Raw genomic sequence first — 20,799 nt, forward strand, 5'->3', positions numbered from 1 at the left:
TCACATAGGGCATATCGCTATATTTTTGATATGATGTTTGTATAGAAAGCGAGGTCAGCCCATGAAACAGTCGAAATGGTATGCATTTTTAAGTGGCGCCGTTCTTTTGACGGGAATCGCCATATACGGTCTTTGGATTGGTTATCAAGATATCGTCAATCCGCCGGAACGCACACTTTCCGTGAGCGAAGAAAATCGACCGGATCCTGAAGGTGAAACTTACGTCGCCCTCGGCGATTCATTGACACGTGGTGTTGGTTCGACGTCCGGTGCCGGGTATGTCCAACCTGTCAGCGATTCCCTCGAAGAATCCATCCGAACGCAAAATCTGGCCGTGTCTGGGGCACGTACAGAAGACTTGCTCGTTCAACTTGAGCAACCGGAAGTACGCCGGACAATCGAGAATGCCAGATATATCACGTTGACTATCGGCGGAAATGATTTATTTAACCGTGGCGAGAACGTCGACAACTTTGAATCCGTCGACATCCAACAAGTGATCACGGATGCGAAGACGAATCTCGAAACGATTTTTTCTGAAATCCGTTCGCTGAACGACTCTGCGACCATCGTCTATATCGGTCTTTACAACCCGTTCCAAAACGATGAGAATGGACAAGCTTTCAATCAACTCATCCTCGACTGGAACGCTTCAGCAAAACAGTTGGCTAATGCGCAAGCGATCGATGTGATCGACCCGTTCGCTTATATCTCTGACTTATCAAGAGATCTCGCGTCCGATCAATTTCATCCGAGCGACCGCACGTATGAAAAATTTGCGAATGACGTACTATTCGTCCTCGAGTAACAGAAATCCTCGTCAAGCTAAGTTGACGAGGATTTCTTTACTTCTCATATCGAACGATCCATTGATCTCGCTTGATTAAGCCAGTCCCGAGCCAACCTTCCTGAAGAAGTTCTACTTGTTTTTCCCGATCTTTCATCGGCACGTCCATCGACTTAGAAGTTGGTTGCCACGTACGATGCAACTCCTTGTAAAAGATGTATCGGAGTTTCCCGCCATACTTTTCTTTCAACGCCCCGATTCGGAGACCGAGGTAGAACTTGTCCTTCATGCTTGGAATATTGAACGGTGCGACCGTTGCACAGACGACATCGAAGCGCTCATCGGTCTCGCACTGTTCCATTAATCGTTTTCCGAGATGTGTCTGTAACCCATACCCCCGAAAATCCGGATGAACGTTTGTCACTTCCTGATAAAGGACACGCTCGAGCGAATCTCCCGCCCAATCGATATCTCGTCCTAAATGTTCATCGTCAATCGGTGGGATCAGCATGGCCCGGAACGCAATCAGACGATTTTCAGACGTCGCCCCGATGATCGTCCGATCCGTCAATAGTTTTGTGAACTCTTCGACTGATAGCGATTGATAATGTTCTGGTTCATCCAGCGCATGGATGACCGCTTCTTGAACGGACAACAGTTCAGGTAAATCTGACAAGCTCATTTCGCGAACTTGAACTAGAAGACCTTTAATCTCTCCTTGCCACATTTGATTCTTCTCCAATCACGTATGATGCTGTCGTCAAGTCACGTAACACGTCCTCATCGACGTCTATTCCGAGTCCCGGCCGATTGTTCAGCGAGATGATCGGTAAATCATATGATAAGTTTCCGACGTCTTTCCCGTACCGGAGGGGTCCCGTCAACTCGACCGATTTCACGATTTTACTTGAGAAAGCGACATGGAACCCGGCACTCGATGCAATCGAGGATTCGACCATTGAACCGATTTGGCATTCGATTCCAGACATCTCTGCCATATGGACCAACTTCTTCGCCGGATAGATGCCACCACACTTCATCAACTTGATGTTTGCTTTATGGGCTGCTTGCATCATCGTAAGGCGTCTCATATCATGAATGTCTTTCAGCCCTTCATCAATCATGAGCGGGACAGAGATTTTTTGTTTCACTTCGAGCATCCCTTCAAAATCATTCGCATGAACCGGTTGTTCGACCCAATCGATTCCGTACGGTTCGAGTAGACGCATCGCTTGGACCGTATTGGCCGCGTTGATCCACCCTTGGTTGACGTCGACCCGAATCGGAACATTTGGTCCAACGGCTTCTCGTACGGCCTTGACACGTGCCACGTCCGTTTGTGCGTCGACCCCGACCTTCATCTTCACGGCCGTATAGCCCTCATTGATTTGACTGAGCGCTTCTTGTGCCATATGGGTCGGCTCTCCGATACTTAAGACGTGTGTGACCGGGAATGATTCATGATACCGACCGCCCACCCATTCGTAGATTGGTTGATTCAGCTTTTTCCCGATCAAATCATGACACGCGATATCGAGTGACGCTTTTGCAGCTGGGACACCACGAATCGCACGGTCCATCTCGTCATGAATATGCTCTAGATGCATCGGATTTTTTCCGATTAAGAGTGGTCCTAGCAGATGACGGAGGACGCTGACCGTACTCTCAATGGACTCACCTGTCACATGTTCATCCGCCACAGCTTCCCCAAAACCGACAAGTCCACAAGTAGTGGTCATTTTGACGATGACAGACGGCATATCATCATATCGGTGATAACTGACGATGAATGGTACTTTTAATGGAAAGCGAACCGAGAAAATTTCTATTTTTTGAATATTCATGTTCATCACTCCTTTACTCCAACTGCTCATTCCTCTATATTGTCGTTATATAGTCGCTAAATTGCAAGGGGGATTTTTTATGTCCATCCATATCGCCGTCGTCGGCTCATCATCGTTTATACACCATATACAGAAAGGTTCTTCTCTATTTGATGTCCGAATCGAAGGGTTTCCATATGATGACCCGCGAGAAACGAAAGACATCGCTACGCAACTCCTATTTTTTGACGGGGTGTTCTTCTCCGGTTCATTCCCATATACGTATGCGACGGAGGAAGCGACCCTTCCATTTTCCCATCACGTCGTTCAAGATGATGTCGTGTTGTTGACGTCACTCTTATACGTGACGTTGACTGAGCAGCTCCGAACCGAAGAGCTTTCCATCGACCTCGTTGATGCGTCACGACTTGAATCGATTTTAGCATCATTTCCAAGCCACATGTCGCCACCGCAAGTGAAAGAACTCAGTCCGTATATGAATTATGAAGAGTTGATCGCGTTTCATGAACAGCATCAACGAAATGGGACGACACGATTCGCTTTGACGAGTGTAGAGCGAGTCCATCGTCACTTAGTGGGAAATGGGTTTTTTAGTCAACTCATGATTGAGCCAAAAGATAGGATTCTCCACCACTTCCATGATTTCATTCGACAGATTCGTTTGAACAAATCAGACCAGTCACAATTCGCCGTGCTCCTCTACTCGGATGCAAGTAAAGATACGCTCAACCATGTGAGAAAACATCACTGTTTCGGCGGTAGATTGATTGAGACCGCCCAAGACGGTATCGTCCTTTTATCAAATAAAGGAAAGGTTGAATCCGCCATGTCAAACGGTTTCATCTTGTCAGAGGACACCCCTGGTCATGTAGGGATCGGATATGGGTCAGATTATCAACGCGCCTTTGAGCATGCCGACCTTGCCCTTCATACGACAAGCAGTGCCACTATACGAATCGTTGATGATTCAAAACGAATGACGTTCACCGAGCAACCGGCACCGATTCATTTCCGCGTCACGCAAACGCGTGTCTATGACATGATGAAACAGACCGGTATGAGTCCGGCGAACATCGAAAAGCTCATTCATTTTTCGACGGACCATCTCGATTTCACAGCGAAAGAGTTGACCGACCATTTAAACGTGACACGTCGCACGACAGAGCGAATAATCAAAAAAATGGCTGATGCAAAACTCGTTCATCGGATTGGCGAAGAGATGAGCTACAGCCAAGGTCGTCCGCGCACCGTCTATAAATTTCAATTCCCGGTCGATTGACGACCGGGAATCGCTTTATTGAGCCGCATATGCCGCAACAGGTTCTTCCTGTTCGATGACCGCCATGCGCTCAATCGTATGTCCAGAAGCCTCGGCCTCGATTGTTCCTTTTGACAACGATTTACGATTGCGCCCGGCTCTCGTTTATCTAGTTGCCGCAAGCAAGAGTGCATCCGCGAGCACAATTGCCCCGTCAGTTAAGGCGTCACGGTCAAACGTCATATGCGGATGATGAAGCCCCGGTCCAAGATCTGCCCCGATTCCAATCATCGTCGCGTCTAGCGTCGGTTTCTCGACGGTATAGAAATGGAAATCATCGCTACCTGACGTGACGATTCTCTCGACGAGAGCCGACTCGCCGAAGCGTTTTTCGATCGCCTGCGAAGCGATTTGACTCGAGCGTTCCCCGACGACGGCTCCCGGTGTGAAGTCTTGCCATTCCCACACCATTTTCACGCGATGAAGTTGTCCGACATGATGTAGCATGTCCTCGACACGATTGCGCAGTTCAAGCAGTTCTTCATTTTGTTGGGCACGGACGTCAATCGAGAACGTCGCATTCCCTGGAATGATGTTCATGTTGTCACTCCCGGCGTGGACTTTTGTCAACTTGACAGAGTGCGGCTCAAACGGCGACAAATAAATACTTTTTAACATATGTTGAATCGTGAAGATGACATCGAGTGCGTTCTGACCTTGGTGCGGTCTCGCGCCATGTGCATCATCTCCGAGCACTTCTCCTTTCAAGAAGAAGGCAGCCCCATGCTGAATCGCCGCCGCATATTGCCCTTTCTTCAACTCTTCTTGAGGACGCAAATGAATCCCGAACAATTGCGTCACGTCTTCAAGCGCCCCCCGCTCAATCATGGCAAGCGAACCGTTTCCTTGCTCTTCGGCCGGTTGGAAGATGAACCGGATTCGCTTCTGTAACGGCTCGTCCTTCAACTGTTCGAGCGCACCGAGCACCATGCTCATGTTCGCATCGTGTCCGCATGAGTGGTTCGCACGAAACACCCCATCTACCTGTTGCCATAACGCGTCGATATCGGCCCGGACCGCAATCACGTCTTCCCCCGATCCAATCTCCGCGATCACCCCGGTCACATCTTCAAATGTCCGATGTGGGATGGACCAGTCCGATAAGATAGATGCAATCGTTCGCGTCGTCTCGACTTCTTTCCAACTGATTTCTGGATGGGCATGAAAATGTTCAAACCATTTCAATACGCTTGTCATATGTATCACCTCACCTTTATATTTTCTTCACACCTTTGATGAGTACCCATTGAAGTGGGAGTCGGCCCCATGTGATCCATTTCGGAATTACTTTGCCACCGATTTTAGTCGGTTTTACAGCCATGTTGATATTTGCCGGGAAGACGGCGATAAAGAATGCCGGCAACGTCCGTTTCACGAACGATGTCCCCTTGTTGAGTAAGAGCATCGCGCCGAAGACGACTTCCACGACTCCGCTCAGTTGGACCATCAACCGACGGAACGGCCAAGACTTCGGAACAATCGACATGAACGCCTTCTCTCTGACAAAATGTAACATCCCTGCCCCGAAGAGTAACACCCCATATAAGATTCGAACCATATCTCATCCTCCTTTTGTATAAGCATAGCAAAAATGGCGGGCATCATGCCCACCATTTACAATGCAGAACCGTTCGCGTTTTGAATCTCGACTTGTACCGTCTCCGTTTTTCCGTCACGGACGTATTCGATGTCGACCGTTCCGTCCGTATCCCGAATCAATTCACTGCGGAGGTCGATGAACGAGCTGACCTCTTTGTCATTGATTTTCACGATGACATCACGTGCCTCAAGACCCGCTTTCGCGGCTGAACTGTTTTGTTGGACTTCCACGATGATCGTCCCGGCAGTCACCGATTCAGGTAAATTGATTTGTTCCGTCAAGTAACCTGGGGGGAACTCTGATACGTCACGAAGCGATACGCCGAGCGATGGATGATTCACTTCTCCCGTCTGTTCGATTTGATTGATGAGCGGAAGGGCGATGTCGACCGGGATGGAGAATCCGACCCCTTCCACTTCTGCCGTCGCAATCTTCATCGAGTTGATCCCGACGAGTTGTCCTTCTTCGTTGATTAACGCGCCACCCGAGTTACCTGGGTTGATGGCCGCATCCGTTTGAATGACTTCGGCGTTGAAATCGGCCTGACCGTTCTCATCCGTATCGACCGGTACGAGACGTGACGTCGACGAGACGACGCCGCGCGTCACGGAGTTCTCGAATTGTCCGAGCGGATTTCCGATTGCGATGACCGTTTGACCCGGTTTCAACTCGCTCGATTTTCCGATTGAAATGACAGCAGGTACTTTGTCAGCGTCTACTTTCAAGACGGCCAAGTCGTATGTGGCGTCGCTTCCCATGAGCGTCGCCTCTGCCGTCGTGCCGTCATTGAAGGTGACAGTCAACCTGTCTGCCCCATTGACGACGTGATGGTTCGATATGATAAATGCCGAGTCACCCTCTTTTTTGTAGATGACACCTGACCCGACTCCAGCCTCGACCGCTTCACTTGAGAAGCCGGTTTGGGCGAAGTTGTTGACGGTCACGACGGCCGGCTGAGCGGTCGCGACGGCATTCGTCACCGAAGAATCAGACACGTTCGATGACGTTTGGACCGGAGTCCCTTGCGAGGTCACATTCGTGTCACTCACGCTTGTAGCGGTTTGGTCGAGGAACGGGAAGGCGATTGCGCCAGTCAACACTGCCCCGATGACCCCGCCGACAAACCCTGGAAACATATGGCTGCCGAATGATGGTTTCGTCTGTGTCCGTACCATTGTCTCTTCCCGGTTGGATGAACCGAGTTCTGTATCTAACCAATCTTGTTGTTGTTCTGAGTCATGTAATTGATCACGTTTATTTGATTGATCGTGTTCGTTAGGTTGATCGTGACGATCCATAATGATTCATCTCCTCTGTGTTATCTTCTACCCTTACTATATCGAAGAGGAACACTCATTTATAAAATGATAAATGAATTACAAGATTCTTCACAATTTACGTCATTTCATTCAGACGATCACATTTCTTAACGTACCGAGTCCTCCGATGGCCACTTCGACCGTATCCCCTGTTTGTAGGTAAGTCGGTGGCGTCATGCCGTGCCCGACCCCCGCTGGTGTCCCCGTCGCGATGATGTCACCCGCTTCGAGCGTCATGCCTTTCGAGAGCGTCCGAATGAGCTCGTCAATCGGACGAATCATATCGGCTGTCGTCCCATCTTGACGCGTCTCCCCGTTGACACTTGTTTTGATTCGGAGAGGGAACTGGAGCTCGTCCGGCGTCACGATGAACGGTCCCATCGGACAGAACGTATCGAACGACTTGCCGCGGAAGAATTGGACATGTTCTTTTTGCACGTCCCGTGCTGTCACATCATTTAAAATCGTGTAACCGAAAATGTGTTCCTCGACCGATTCGATGTCTCGTCCCGTCTTCCCGATGATGACGGCGAGCTCACCCTCATAGTCAAGTTTGTCCGTTAGTTCTGGATGCCGCTCAATGACAGCCTCAGGACCGATGACCGAGGTCGGTGCTTTCGTGAAAATGACGAGTTTCCCGGCTCCTGCTGTATCCATCTCTTTCACGTGCTCTTCATAGTTTTTCCCGATACAAATCACATTCTTCAGCGGACGGTACGGGGCGAGCAATTTCACATCCGTCACTCGGTGTGAGGGCGCCACGTCCAAATCGATGTCCGGTTCGAATTCACGCGCAATCACTTCTAATAAATTTGTCGTATGTACTTGATTGCTGACATCGTAGACGAAATCACCTTCGACAATCCCTACTCGTTGTTCTTCCTGCATCTCAAAGCTACACCATCTCATCAAGAATCCCCCTTTTTCATTATTATACAAAAAATCGAGACATCTCTGCCTCGATTACACTTTGTTCAAGAAAATGATTCGTTGATTGCTCGATCCCCGGAAGCGTAGTCCCATGTCACGTAACGACTGTTCGTATCGCCCATCTACAAGGACATCGGCGTAATCTAACACCATTTGAACCGCTTCATCGTTCATCGCTTCTAACTGTTCAAGCGTATAACCCGAATACACCCACACATTTTTACCGAGCGACTTACACGCCATGACGAGTTTCGCCAATTCTGACGGTTGAAGAAACGGTTCACCTCCTGAGATGGTCACCCCGTCCCATCCACTCAGTTTGATACGTTGAACGAGTTCCTCGACTTCGATTTCCTCGCCACCCGCTGGATTCCAGGAAGACGGGTTATGACAACCTTTACAGCGATGGGGACATCCGGCAGTAAAAACGACCGTCCGAATCCCTGGTCCATCGACGACAGATTCTTCAACGACGGATAGAATGCGCATCATGTTTCACCCTCGCTCGTTCTTCTTCTCGCTTCGCCGTATTCCAACGGTCCATCGTCCCGACCAAATAACCGGTGATCCGACGGATTCGTTCAATGTTTGTATCCTCGCCACACGTCGGACAGGCATCGTCAATCAGTCCTTCTAACCCGCAATTTCCGCAACGGTCGACCGGATGATTGATGGAACCGTAGCCGATATCATGTTTACGCATCAAACGGACAATCGATTCCACCGCTTCCGTATTGTGGGCGAGAGACCCATCGACTTCGACATAAGAGATGTGTCCGGCGTCACATAATGCATGATACGGTGCCTCAATTCGGATTTTCTCACGGATCGATACAGTTTGATAGACCGGCACATGGAATGAATTCGTGTAAAAGGCACGATTCGTGACCTCGTCAATCATCCCGAACTCATCTTGGTCTCGCATGACAAACTTACCTGACAGCCCTTCTGCCGGTGTCGCAAGCAACGAAAAATTTAAATCGTACGCTTCGGCTGCCACACGCATGCGATTGGCCAAGTGCGTGACGATGTCGAGACCGAGTCGTTCAGCCTCACGCGACTCGGCATGTGTACTACCCGTCAACACCTTCAGCGTTTCGGCAAGTCCGATGAAGCCGAGTGAGAGCGTGCCTTGTTTCAACACGTCTCGGACTTCATCTTGCATATGTAACTGTTCACTTCCACGCCAGACGCCTTGTGTGTAGAGGAATCGGAATTCTTCAGCGCGACGCGTGCATTGATAGTCGAAGCGTTCGACTAACTGCTCGATGCCGATGTCGACATATCGGTTTAGAATGCGGTAAAAGTCAGAGAGCGACTCCGAAACGAGTGCCATCTTCACCAAGTTGAGTGTGGAGAAGGATAAGTTGCCACGTCCGATTGACGTCTCCTCTCCGTGCCGGTTTCCCATGACCCGAGTACGGCATCCCATGTACGCCACTTCAGATTCATGTGTGCCATCGTAGTACGTCGCATTGAACGGTGCATCGATGAAAGAAAAGTTTGGGAAGAGCCGTTTCCCCGTGACACGGCACGCTTCGCGAAAGAGATCGACGTTCGGGTCATTTTCGTTAAAATTGACCCCTTCTTTCACTTTAAAGATTTGAATCGGAAAAATCGGTGTCTCCCCATTCCCTAATCCACGTTCTGTCGCACGAAGCAATTCCCGAATGAGGATACGTCCCCACTTTGAGGTGTCCGTCCCGTAATTAATCGAGACGAATGGCACTTGACCGCCACCTCGTGAGTGCATCGAGTTCGCATTGTGGATGAACGCCTCACACGCCTGATACGTTGCCGAGATCGTCTCTTCTTCCGCGAGTTGCTCCAATTGCGCCTCGTCCAAGTCAACAGGCAAGGATTGGAGTCGGCTCAGCTGGCGCTCATACGTCTTCTCGACATATGGTGCCAAGTCGACGTCAAACATCGGGAATGCCTGCCCCCCATGTTGCATGTTTTGATTCGCTTGAAGGATGATCGACGCGAGTGCCATGGCGGAGCGAATGTCCTTTGGTGGTCGAATTGTCCCATGCCCTGTATGGAATCCACCTCTCAGTAATTGACCGAGTGGAATTTGACAACAAGTCGTCGAGCCTGTGATGTAGTAGTCGGCATCGTGCACGTATAGATAGTTGTCAGTGACGGCCTGTTTTGACCGCTCCGACATTAAATACGTCTGTGATAATTCTTTTGACACTTCTGAGGAGAGTCGTGCTAATTTCCCGAGCGGGGACTTGCCGTCCACATTCGCATTCTCTTGTACCAAGTCTTGGTCGGGTAAGACGCAGACATCCTCATACAACTGCAGTAATTTCATAACCGTTCACCTCACTATATATGGATTCAAAACATTCATAATCATAATTAAAATCCTATATATAGATTATGACATGTTTTTTTCTCGATGGTCACGAGTCGATATTGTGACAGTTTACGTGTGCGCATACGATAAAAAAGAGCCTCGTCTTCGATAAGACAAGGCTCTACGTTATATGTGACAAACGTCATTTATTTAACAGCTTTCACAACTTTCAATTCGACTTCTTCCTCCAACTCTTGTGCTTCACGGAGACCCTTCGAATTAAGCCATGTATAGATCGCTCCCATGAAGAGGGCGCCACCGATAATGTTACCGAACGTCGCAGGAATCAAGTTGTGGATTGCACCTGCCATGCTGATTGACTCAGGATGTGGGACGACAAGCGTCAAGGCGAACAGAACGAAGTTGGCGATGACGTGATCAAATCCTGATGCGAAGAAGACGGCGACAAGGAAAATCATCGAGAAGATTTGAGCGAACTCATTTTTCATTTGTTTCGGTAAGAAAATAGCGAGACAGACCATCCAGTTACAGAAGATGGCGCGGAAGAAAATTTCGACCGTCGTATGATGCATTTTCCCCTCAACGACAGCGAACAACCAGTTGTTCATCCCGAGTTCTTGGATGACGCCAGTCGGTGCAAGTAGTAAGGCAAAAAGGATGCCACCAAGTGCGTTCCCGACGAAGCAGAGCAACCAGACGAGCATCGTATCACTGAGCGTCGTATAGCCGCGAAGTGTCGACGTTGTGAAATACATCGTGTTCCCCGTGAACAACTCCGCTCCCCCATAGATGATCATGACGAGCGCAATCCCGAACGAGAAGCCCCCGATGAGTGTCGTGAACGGAGATTCCGCCAAATACATACCGTTGACGACTTTCAAGGTGAAGATTGATGCAAACCCGATGAAGATTCCGGCTAACATCGCCCGTAAAAAATACTCCATTGGGCGATAATGAATCATTTGCGAGGAAGCCTGCGCTTTTTTCCGTAATGATTCGAGTGCATGGATTTCCATTGATGCCATGTCACAAACCCTTCTTTCTGATAGTTAAATAGGAAGTAATAGTTCAAATATGTGAAATCATTAACAATATAAACTGTACAGTCTCTGTTGGCAATCCTCTCTTTTAGGAATTGACAGAGTGTTCATATCGTAATCGTTTACATATGGCGGATTTGTGACAAATAAAAAATCCCTCGATTTTTGGGAGAAATGTATAATCTCGAATTATGAGAAATTAGAGTTTTCATAAAAAGGTAAATATAAAATACCTCGATGAGTCTCTCATACATTTTTATGGTGACAGCTTTGGATTCCATTCATTTTCCAGTACAATGTTAGTGTGATTTGGAAGCTGAAAAACGGATGATTGAACTACAAATAATAACAGAAAGGGCTTTGTTGGAAAATGATAAAAGCTAGATCTACATTCAATTTTAAGATATTTTCTATAAGCTTTATTATTGTAATGATCCTTTCTTTTCTTCCTCAAATCGGGATTACAGAAGAGGGACCATACAAATATTTTGGATTTCCAGCCCGCTGGTTAGGGAACTTAGGACAGGGAGATTACAGTTTTGAACTATTTGGACTGTTGTTTAATTTAGCTCTTCTATATACTTTATTAATTTTCTTCAAAAAAATGATTGGCGCATTTAAAGCTAGCCTAAAAAGAAATAATAAAAGTGGTTCCGACACCTGAAACTCGGTTGCTCAAAAATGTTCAGTAAACAGCCCTGATTCATACACAAAGGAGCATTGCCCCCTCTTTGGGACAATGCTCCTCTCAATCGAGTCGTGTCACGATTATAGACACGAACGCAACTCTTATTCTTTATCTTCAGTCGATTCTTCTGAAACTACTTCTGACGCTTCACTTTCAGTTGAACCTTCTTCCGTCTCTTCTTCCTCAGAAGCAACCGGCTCATTCACTGTTGCGATATGCATGTCTGGTTCCGAGACAATCGTGTACGATTTGTCTTTCGGAAGATCTGCTACCGTCACCGAATCACCGATTTCGAGGTCTGACACGTCAAGTTCGATACGTTCAGGGATGTTGGCCGGTGTCGCAGCGACCGTCACTTTATAAAGTGACTGGGCAAGATATCCGCCTTCTTTGACGCCTTTCGCGTCGCCAACAAGGACGATATCCGCTTCAACTTCTGTCTCTTCATCCATCTTCACAGCCATGAATTCGACGTGCTGATAGAAGTTAGTGAACGGGTTCGTTTCCGATCCGTGCACGAGCGTGTTGATTTTGTTTCCATCGTAATGGAGCTCAATCAAAGCGTTGTCACCATGGTCTCGAAGAATTTTACGAAGGTCCATCTCGTCAAACACGATTGGCGTACTGTCTACTTTATAGCCGTAGACGACACCTAACGCTTTTCCTTCGTTACGCAACTTCGTGCGTAGTGAGCGTGGGCGTAATTCTCGTTTTGATACTTGAAGTTTGTTCGTCATTTTCTTTTCCTCCTACATGGATATACATTTCATGTCGACATCTTGAGGGTGAGGCAGTGAAAAAGCCACCTCTCAACCTCGATGCGTTGCGTGACATGTGTATACTTTTCCCATGTGAAGTCGTGAATAAACGTTACATCTCATTAAAACGAGGTAACAAGACGATTACATGACACGTTTAAACAACTTCTCGAGCTCATACGTGCTCCATTTCACGAGAATCGGACGACCGTGCGGACACGTGAAAGGAGACGTCGTACGACTTAAATCATCAATCAATTGTCGCATCATCTCCATATTGAGTGGATGATTCGCTTTAATCGATCGTTTACACGCCATGAGGATTGATGCTTCCTCACGATATTTTGCTAGGTCAATCGAACGCTGTTGAATCGCCATCTCCACCAGGTCGCGAATCGTGCCTTCTAAATCGTGTTGCGGATACCACGTCGGAATCTCGCGGACGAGGAACGTGTTACCGCCAAACGGTTCTAACGTGATGCCTGCATCCGCTAGCAGCGGGAGCACTTCTTCGATGGCGAGCGTCTCTTCTTGCGTGAACTCTAACGTTAAGGGGATCAACAGGAGCTGATACTCTTTTTCCGGACGTCCTAACTGTTCATAGAACAACTCATACTTGATGCGTTCCTGGGCGGCATGTTGGTCCATCACGTACATCCCGTCTTCCGCTCCACAGATGATATAACTCGAATGCAATTGCCCGATCACGTCAAGCGCCGGAAGACGTTCGGACTGACGAACGCGTTCCTCGACCTGTTCTGCCTGGAGTATCTCTGCCTCCGGCTCATGAACGAGTGGCGCCGGGTTCCACTGGGAAGGTGACGTGAGCGACTCTTTCCGCTCCCGAGGAATCGGATAGTTCCATTCAACGGTGTCTGCTTGTTTAGGTTGTGGCTCCATCGAAAAATCGAGTTTCGACTGTTCAGACGGTGTCTCTCGTTTCGGCTTTGGCTCTTGTTTCACAGACGGAATGAGACGTTGCTCCCGGAGCGTCAATTGAACGGTCTCTCGGATGAGCTGACATAGTTCCTTTTCTTTTGACAAGCGCACTTCACGTTTCGTCGGATGGACGTTCACGTCAATCAACATCGGGTCCATCTTCACCTCGAGCACGGCAATCGGATAGCGACCGATCGGTAAGAGCGTATGATAGCCTTCGAGCACGCTTTGGGTCAGTGCAAAGTTTTTGATGCTTCGCCCGTTCAAGATGAGGGTCACATATTGCTTATTCGAACGGGTCACTTCCGGGCGCACGAGATGCGCGCTCAACGTATAGTCGTTCGTCTTACTCGATGCCGTGACGATTTGTGCGGCGACTTGGCGACCATAGATGGCGAGCATGACTTGTTTCAAGTCCCCATTCCCGTTCGTTCGTAGCAACTCTTTCTCTTCATGGAAGACCGTGAAACGAATCTCTGGATGAGACAGTGCCAAACGGTTCAACGTATCGGTAATGCTCGCGAGTTCTGTTGCTGACGTCTTCAAATATTTCAGACGGGCCGGTGTGTTGAAGAAGAGCTGACTGACCGCGATTTCAGTCCCGACGTTCGTCGCCGCCGGATTTGTCGCTTGGACGACACCGCCTTCGAGCGTCATCTCAAAGCCGTCCTCATCTGCTCGCTTTGACTTCAACGACACGTAACTGACCGACGCGATTGAAGCGAGTGCCTCACCACGGAAGCCGAGCGTCCGAATCCGGAACAGATCATGCTCGTCCCGAATCTTACTCGTCGCATGTCGCAAGAAGGCTCGCGCCGCGTCTTCTTCATGGAACCCATGCCCGTTGTCACGGACTTTGATCAGACGGATGCCCGCCTCTTGTAAGTCGACGTCCACTTTCGTCGCTCCGGCATCAATCGCATTCTCGACTAATTCTTTGACGACGGAAGCAGGTCGTTCGACGACCTCCCCGGCAGCGATTCGGTTCGCGAGCTGTTCCGGTAACTCTCGAATGATTCCCATCGACTCACCCTTTCTTTGCGGTCTGTTGCAGTTCGTAAAGTGCCTGCATCGCTTCGATTGGATTCATTGCCAACAAATCGAGTTTAAGCAGTTGCTCCCGTACGGCGTCATTCGACTCGAACAGCGACAACTGGCTGACCTCTTCCACTGGAGGTGGAGCAGGTTGCTCGTTCAAACTCGGTTTCGTCGCTTCCGACTCGAGCTCTGACAGAATCGTCCGGGCCCGGTCAATCAATGAATCCGGAAGTTCGGCCAATTCCGCCACATGAATCCCGTATGATTTGTCGGCACGTCCTGGGTGTACCTCATGGAGGAAGACGACTCGTCCATCCCGTTCAATCGCCCGGACGTGTACATTCTCAAGTGTCGGAATCGAATCTTCGAGCACCGTCAGTTCATGATAGTGCGTCGAGAAGAGCGTCTTCGCGCCGATTGACGAGGCGATATATTCAACGATTGCCTGTGCGAGCGCCATTCCGTCATACGTCGACGTCCCGCGACCGATTTCATCTAATAAAATCAAACTATGTTCCGTCGCCTCAGTGACGGCTTGGCGCGTCTCGGTCATCTCGACCATGAACGTCGACTGTCCGCTCACCAAATCGTCCGCCGCACCGATTCGTGTAAAGATACGGTCAAAGAGCGGAAGTTCCGCCGCTTCTGCCGGGACGAATGAACCGATTTGATGAAGGATCGCTATCAAGGCAAATTGACGCATATACGTCGATTTACCGGACATGTTCGGTCCCGTGATGAGTAACATTTGACGTGTGTCGTCAAGCGTCAAGTCATTGGCGACATACTCACCTCGTGGCAAGACCGTCTCAATGACAGGGTGTCGTCCTCGTTCGATTTGTACATGGGTCGCTGTAACCGGACGCACATACTCTCGTTTCTCGGCCACGACGGCAAGGGCGAGGAGAACATCCAACTCACTGAGTGAACGGGCCAATTGTTGAAGGTCCTTCGTGTACGTCTTCACTTTTTCGCGAAGTGCGACGAACAAGTCATATTCGAGCGTACAGCTCTTCTCTTCCGCTCCTAAGATGAGCGCTTCCTTCTCTTTCAGCTCTGGAGTGATGTATCGTTCCGCATTCGTCAACGTCTGTTTCCGCTCATAACGCCCTTCTTCGAGCAACTTCGCATTCGCTTTCGTCACTTCCAAGTAGTAACCGAATACGCGGTTATACCCGACTTTCAACGACTTGATGCCGGTTGCGATGCGTTCTTGTTGTTCGAGGTTGGCAATCCACGTTTTCCCGTTCGCTTTCGCTTCTAACAGTTCGTCGAGCTCTTCCGAATATCCGTGACGAATCATCCCACCTTCTTTCGTCGAGATCGGGGGTGAATCGACGAGGGCAGCCCGAAGCTGTTCACTCAACGTCTCGAACGAGTCGAGATTCTGTTCGATTTGCTGCAAGCGATCGGCTTTCACCGTTTGTAAGAGTGACCGGACGGCTGGCATCCGCTCGAGTGTGTCGCGTAATTGGACGAGGTCTCGCGCATTCGCCGTCCCGTACCCGACTTTCGCGACAAGGCGTTCGATATCGTAGACTCGCTTCAGCTCTTCTTGTAGTTGATCGCGCAACATGAAGTCGTCCACCAAGTTCTCGACGGCGTCCTGTCGCTCTTTGATGCCTTGCTCCGTATAGAGCGGCTGTTCGAGCCAACGTTTCAACAATCGACCACCCATCGCCGTCGTCGTCTCATCGAGGAGTGAAAGGAGTGACCCTTTCCGTTCCCCTGAACGAGCTGAACGGAACAACTCAAGATTTCGGGCCGTATTGGCATCGAGTTGCATATGTTGCTCGACCTCATAGGCGACAGCTGGTTGCAAGTGGTCGAGCGACCGCTTCTGTGTTTTCGTGAGATAAGCGAACAACAACTCGAATGCCGTTCGTTGCGCATCGTCTTTCGCACCTTGTGCGAGCGGACTGTCCCGCTTGTCCACTTGAATCGATAGAGGGATCCCGGTCTGACGTAACAAGTCGGCTAACCGTTCATCCTCGACGATGACCTCGTTCGGGAGCAATCCTTCGATTTCCCGTAAGACGGCCTCTTCTGACGAGAGCGTCGTCAACCATGATTCCCCCGTCGTGACGTCACCGCGAGCAATTCCGAATCGGCCTGTGACGTCCGAGATGGCGACGAGATATCGGTTCTCTTTTTCACTAAGTGACGCCATGTATGTACCCGGCGTGATCACTTGGATGACTTCCCGCTTCACAAGTCCTTTCGTCGCTTTCGGGTCTTCCGTCTGTTCACAGATGGCGACGTTGAATCCTTTTTCGATCAGTTGTTCGATGTAGATTGCCGCGGAATGATGCGGAACGCCACACATCGGGATTGGATGCTCAGCCTGCTTCCCATTTTTTGAAGTGAGCGTGAGCTCTAACTCCTTTGCGACGATTTGCGCATCTTCAAAAAACAACTCGTAAAAGTCACCGAGTCGATAGAATAAAAAGGCGTCCGGATAGTCTGCCTTGATGGAGAAATATTGTTTTATCATTGGTGTCTGATGGACTTCTTGCATGTTGATTCACCTCTAGAAAGTACAACAGCTGACCATCGGCCAGCTGTGTCGTTTTAGTATCCGCAGCCGCCGCGTGCTTGTTCAGCCGCCATGCCGCTCCCTGTCTTCCCTGCAAGGACGTCGCCGTCCGTCGATTCGATGATACGGTCCGTCACGGAGTTCGCGAGCGTGACCGTCACGTATTGAAGCAAATCGTTCACTTCGACTTGTGTTTCCTGGAACGCTTGAACGACCGGGATCGAGTCAAGTTCTTCCATCGCTTTATCAATCTTTTGCTCGACTTTCGCAAGTGCTTCCGTCTTGCCATAGTGCTTACAGTTGACGGCTTCTTTTTGTAAGAACTTGATTCGTTTAATCAACGTCTGTACGCGGTCACTTCCGTTCACTTTCGCTTCCGCTTCCTTGAAACGCGCCACTTCAGGTGTTTGTGCTAATACGTCTGCCAATTCTCTTGCTTTTGCAATTACTTGTTGATCGGTCACCATTGTAAACCCCTTTATGTCTATGATGGAATCGTGCTCAATGGCACGTGAATGTTCTTTCTCATTCTAACATGAACGATTCGGAAACGGTACTAGCGGGATTCGAGGATTCACGCAACATATCGACATGTGGAATCCCGTCTTCTTCGTATACGTCACTCGTCCGTTTGAAGCCAAACGATGCATAAAACGGTTCAACGTACGTCTGGGCTTGAAGGTACAGCGTCTCGTGTCCGAAGTCCATGATTGCCGCATCCATCAAGAGGCGGGAATACCCTTTCCCTCGATGCGTCGCTTTCGTGACGACACGTCCGATGGCGACCGGAGATGCTTCCGTCAGCACGCGAAGGGCAGAGACAATCTCTCCATCTTCTTCCATCCAATAATGGATGGCTGCCACATCCTTTCCATCCACCTCTTGGTACGGGCAGTTCTGTTCGACCACGAATATCTCAGTTCGTAATGCCAGTAAGCGATACAATTCCATCGTTGTCAGTTCATCAAACGCTTTTTTCTTCATCAATATCCCCCTAATCAATCGTCACCCCGAGTGCCCGGGCGACATGTAATCCGCTCGTCATCGCGCCAATCGTCCCTGCTCCCGGAAATACAGTATCCCCGCACACGTAAAAGTCAGGTAAGTCCGTACGATAACTCGCAGCACGGAACAGCGCCTGACTCGGTGTCTGGGCATAGCCTCCGACCGCCCCATGTGGACGCTTCGTATACTTCACCCATGCCCCAGGTCCACCAGGAAGAAGTAGTGACGACTTACGGTCCCAAGCGGGAAACGCAGTCGCGACGACGTTGACGAGACGATCGGTCCAATCTTGTTCTAGTTTCTCATACGCTGCCCGGTCTTTCCAATGTCGCCATTCCGATAAATCGATATGTGTGGATACCGTGATGGTTCGTTCCGGTTTTTCTGTGCGCAACACGTCATCCGGCGCGGACATGGAAATGAACGCATGCCCACTCGGTAATCGCTCATGATAGATTTGTTGAAACAGCGGTTTCTGTCGACACACCTCTTCAGGCAAGACGAGATAAAGGCTGAACGTGCCCCATTGCGACTGCTTCAACTGTCTACGATACTGTCGATTGAAGCGTCGTTGTTCCTGTCCTCTAAGAAGTTCGCTCGTCCGCTCAATCGGGATGGCGGAAACAATGACATCGACTATTTCAAGTCGTCCTCTCCGATCGGTGATGAGCCATCCATCTGTCACCCGTTCGATGGACTGGACGTCTCTCCCTAACTTCGTCTCGCCACCAAACGTTCGGACAGCGCGCTCTAACGCATGAGCCAATTGATACAGCCCACCTTCCACATAGTACGCTCCTTCATGATAGACCGATAGCGCCACAGCACCGAGTAAATGACTCGATTTCTTCGCTCCAGTCTGCAAACTGTCGAGCAGGACGCCATCGATGAACTTCTCGAACATCGTCCCGTTCAGTGCATGACGTTCTAACGTGTCACCGAGCGGTCGCTGGAGTTTCAGAAGTGCTGTGAATTGGTTCGGCCGGAAACCTTTCAGCGCGTAAACTATGTCTGATGTCGTCCGAAGTGGAAGTGCAGGTAACTGCTGAAACAACGGGCGAATCTTCTCAAAGTCTCCCCACACTTCACGGAAAAACGCATGGATTGCCTCATCATGCTCCGGGAATACGTGACTGAGCTCATGAAGCAGACGGTTACGATCACGATAATACGTGAGGGACACGCCAGGTAGATGAATGTCCATCACTTCGTCGAGTAAAGTGACCTCGACCGATTCTCCCAAGTTTGCGAGAACCCGCTGATGAACCCCTCCTCGTTCAAATCCCATCCCGAGCGTTGCACCTGCCGGGAACAAGTAATCCCCCCGTTGAAACTTGCCGGCACATCCACCCCATTCACGTGATGCTTCAAAGACGGTTACGTCATGCCCTTCCTGCTGTGTGAGCGCAGCTGCCGTTAAACCCGCCACGCCACCACCTATGACCCCGATTTTCATGAACATCCCTCCTCTCTGTATCATACCCTCTCGTTTAAAGAAATGAAGAAATGAATCGGTTTTTGACATTCCTAATTTCTTTTAAAGGGAACTGATTCTCTTATGCAGAAATAGTTCTCATCTGAAAAGGTAAGGTGATGAAAATGCGCAGTCGTGTCATGATTTATTTATTGATTCCAATCCTCATTTTTATCGGTATATTGATTACTCCACCATCCGAAGACTCACTCAAGCTCGCAACGATGACCGTTGTCAACATTCAAGAGATGATTCCTTACGAAAAAGAGTATACGGCGCAAAAAGTCATGGAAGAACGAACAATCAATGACAAATCAGCGATTATCGAAGAATGGCGCCTCGAACAGGGAGCAAGAACATCTTACAGTTATGTGCTCAGACTGAGAGGGTTTGACCATGTGACACAAATCGATGCAGGAGCAGCCAACACGAGATCGGACGGCTATTACGCGATGCAGGCACATAGTCCTGTTTTTGAAACGGACAAACCCGTCTCCACGAACTATCCGATTGTCATGTTCAGCTCGGAACAACGCCTCGTCATCGGACAGATGGGGTTTCGGGTCATTTACGAAGAGAACGGTCAATTAAAGAAATGGAACGTATTGGAGGATGAATAAGTCAAAAGAAGTGTCGATATGAAACGAATCATGATCATCGGTTCTGGCGGTGCGGGGAAATCTACCCTTGCCCGTCAACTCGGTGAACGATTACACCTCGATGTCTATCACTTGGATGCCCTTATGTGGAGACCAGGATGGGTGATGGCGTCAATAGAAGAACGAATCGACATTCAACGATAACTCGTGAAGAAAGACGAATGGATCATTGACGGAAACTTCGGGAATACGCTCGACTTACGTCTACAGGCAGCAGACACCGTCATTTTGATTGACCTTCCCCGCCTCGTTTGTATATACCGCGTCCTCAAGCGAGTCGCCCGTTATCGTGGTAGAACCCGACCTGACATGGGCGAATCTTGTGAGGAAAAACTTGATTTGGCATTCCTGAAATGGGTTTGGATCTTTCCTGACATCCAACGGCCACAACTGTTACAAAAAATTCAACAACATCCAAAGCAACCGAATTTGATTCATTTGAAATCGTCCCGGGCAGTCAGAAACTACTTGAAATCATTTTGAAACGCTTTCATTCCAAAAGCGTTTCTCTTTTTGATTTTTTGCATTTTTATACTTTACA

The 20,799-nt window shown here is 49.2% G+C and carries 18 protein-coding genes and 1 pseudogene; 4 read left to right on the forward strand and 15 right to left on the reverse strand.

All coding sequences use genetic code 11. The annotated features are described in order from the left end of the window. The first annotated feature begins 61 nt into the window (after positions 1-61). A complete protein-coding gene (locus KNP00_RS00770; RefSeq protein WP_215141362.1) occupies positions 62-808 on the forward strand; it encodes a GDSL-type esterase/lipase family protein in 747 nt (248 codons plus the stop codon). Between the two features lie 37 nt (positions 809-845). Here KNP00_RS00770 and KNP00_RS00775 read toward each other — a convergent pair whose 3' ends face one another. Next, the gene (locus KNP00_RS00775; RefSeq protein ID WP_215141363.1) at positions 846-1,514 is read right to left on the reverse strand and encodes a GNAT family N-acetyltransferase; all 669 of its coding nucleotides are present in this window, start codon (positions 1,512-1,514) and stop codon (positions 846-848) included. Further along, entirely contained in the window at positions 1,495-2,631 is a 1,137-nt protein-coding gene (locus KNP00_RS00780) for a mandelate racemase/muconate lactonizing enzyme family protein (protein ID WP_215141364.1), read from the reverse strand. Before KNP00_RS00780 ends, KNP00_RS00775 begins: the two co-directional genes overlap by 20 nt. A gap of 79 nt (positions 2,632-2,710) precedes the next feature. Between KNP00_RS00780 and KNP00_RS00785 the strand changes: the two genes are divergently transcribed. Continuing rightward, positions 2,711-3,910, forward strand: coding sequence for a MarR family transcriptional regulator (locus KNP00_RS00785; RefSeq protein WP_215141365.1), 1,200 nt, complete (start codon positions 2,711-2,713; stop codon positions 3,908-3,910). A gap of 144 nt (positions 3,911-4,054) precedes the next feature. Here KNP00_RS00785 and KNP00_RS00790 read toward each other — a convergent pair whose 3' ends face one another. From KNP00_RS00790 to KNP00_RS00850, 13 genes are all read right to left on the reverse strand, one after another. Further along, complete coding sequence (locus KNP00_RS00790) at positions 4,055-5,146, reverse strand: amidohydrolase (RefSeq protein ID WP_215141367.1); 1,092 nt, start codon at positions 5,144-5,146, stop codon at positions 4,055-4,057. Positions 5,147-5,162: 16 nt separating this feature from the next. Next, positions 5,163-5,507 (reverse strand): DoxX family protein, encoded by a 345-nt coding sequence (locus KNP00_RS00795; RefSeq protein WP_215141369.1) that lies wholly within the window; start codon positions 5,505-5,507, stop codon positions 5,163-5,165. A 56-nt stretch (positions 5,508-5,563) separates the two neighbouring features. After that, positions 5,564-6,847, reverse strand: coding sequence for a S1C family serine protease (locus tag KNP00_RS00800; RefSeq protein WP_215141371.1), 1,284 nt, complete (start codon positions 6,845-6,847; stop codon positions 5,564-5,566). A 111-nt stretch (positions 6,848-6,958) separates the two neighbouring features. Next, positions 6,959-7,777, reverse strand: coding sequence for a fumarylacetoacetate hydrolase family protein (locus KNP00_RS00805; RefSeq protein WP_215141373.1), 819 nt, complete (start codon positions 7,775-7,777; stop codon positions 6,959-6,961). A gap of 54 nt (positions 7,778-7,831) precedes the next feature. Then, positions 7,832-8,287 carry an anaerobic ribonucleoside-triphosphate reductase activating protein gene (gene nrdG / locus KNP00_RS00810; protein ID WP_215142245.1) on the reverse strand — a complete coding sequence of 152 codons (456 nt, stop codon included), beginning with the start codon at positions 8,285-8,287 and terminating at the stop codon, positions 7,832-7,834. After that, the gene (locus KNP00_RS00815; RefSeq protein ID WP_215141376.1) at positions 8,265-10,115 is read right to left on the reverse strand and encodes an anaerobic ribonucleoside triphosphate reductase; all 1,851 of its coding nucleotides are present in this window, start codon (positions 10,113-10,115) and stop codon (positions 8,265-8,267) included. Before KNP00_RS00815 ends, nrdG begins: the two co-directional genes overlap by 23 nt. A 191-nt stretch (positions 10,116-10,306) precedes the next feature. Beyond that, entirely contained in the window at positions 10,307-11,137 is an 831-nt protein-coding gene (locus KNP00_RS00820; protein ID WP_420828306.1) for a formate/nitrite transporter family protein, read from the reverse strand. A gap of 813 nt (positions 11,138-11,950) precedes the next feature. Beyond that, complete coding sequence (locus tag KNP00_RS00825) at positions 11,951-12,586, reverse strand: 50S ribosomal protein L25/general stress protein Ctc (protein WP_215141380.1); 636 nt, start codon at positions 12,584-12,586, stop codon at positions 11,951-11,953. A 165-nt stretch (positions 12,587-12,751) separates the two neighbouring features. Next, the gene (gene mutL / locus KNP00_RS00830) at positions 12,752-14,569 is read right to left on the reverse strand and encodes a DNA mismatch repair endonuclease MutL (protein ID WP_215141382.1); all 1,818 of its coding nucleotides are present in this window, start codon (positions 14,567-14,569) and stop codon (positions 12,752-12,754) included. 4 nt (positions 14,570-14,573) lie between these two features. Continuing rightward, positions 14,574-17,102: a DNA mismatch repair protein MutS gene (gene mutS / locus KNP00_RS00835; RefSeq protein ID WP_215141384.1), complete on the reverse strand. Its 2,529-nt coding sequence runs from the start codon at positions 17,100-17,102 to the stop codon at positions 14,574-14,576. Between the two features lie 53 nt (positions 17,103-17,155). Then, a complete protein-coding gene (locus KNP00_RS00840; protein ID WP_012726155.1) occupies positions 17,156-17,587 on the reverse strand; it encodes a YlbF/YmcA family competence regulator in 432 nt (143 codons plus the stop codon). A gap of 58 nt (positions 17,588-17,645) precedes the next feature. Then, positions 17,646-18,104 carry a GNAT family N-acetyltransferase gene (locus KNP00_RS00845; RefSeq protein ID WP_215141385.1) on the reverse strand — a complete coding sequence of 153 codons (459 nt, stop codon included), beginning with the start codon at positions 18,102-18,104 and terminating at the stop codon, positions 17,646-17,648. Between the two features lie 10 nt (positions 18,105-18,114). Beyond that, complete coding sequence (locus tag KNP00_RS00850) at positions 18,115-19,581, reverse strand: phytoene desaturase family protein (RefSeq protein WP_215141386.1); 1,467 nt, start codon at positions 19,579-19,581, stop codon at positions 18,115-18,117. Positions 19,582-19,718: 137 nt separating this feature from the next. On the opposite strand from KNP00_RS00850, the gene KNP00_RS00855 reads away from it, so the two are divergent. Together KNP00_RS00855 and KNP00_RS00860 are read left to right on the forward strand one after the other, a co-directional pair. Further along, positions 19,719-20,219 carry a hypothetical protein gene (locus KNP00_RS00855; protein ID WP_215141387.1) on the forward strand — a complete coding sequence of 167 codons (501 nt, stop codon included), beginning with the start codon at positions 19,719-19,721 and terminating at the stop codon, positions 20,217-20,219. Between the two features lie 18 nt (positions 20,220-20,237). Next, a pseudogene (locus KNP00_RS00860) lies at positions 20,238-20,741 on the forward strand (DNA topology modulation protein). The last annotated feature ends 58 nt before the right edge of the window (positions 20,742-20,799 follow it).

The sequence above is a fragment of the Exiguobacterium qingdaonense genome (assembly GCF_018617855.1).
In the GTDB taxonomy this organism is placed as follows: Bacteria; Bacillota; Bacilli; order Exiguobacteriales; family Exiguobacteriaceae; genus Exiguobacterium; species Exiguobacterium qingdaonense.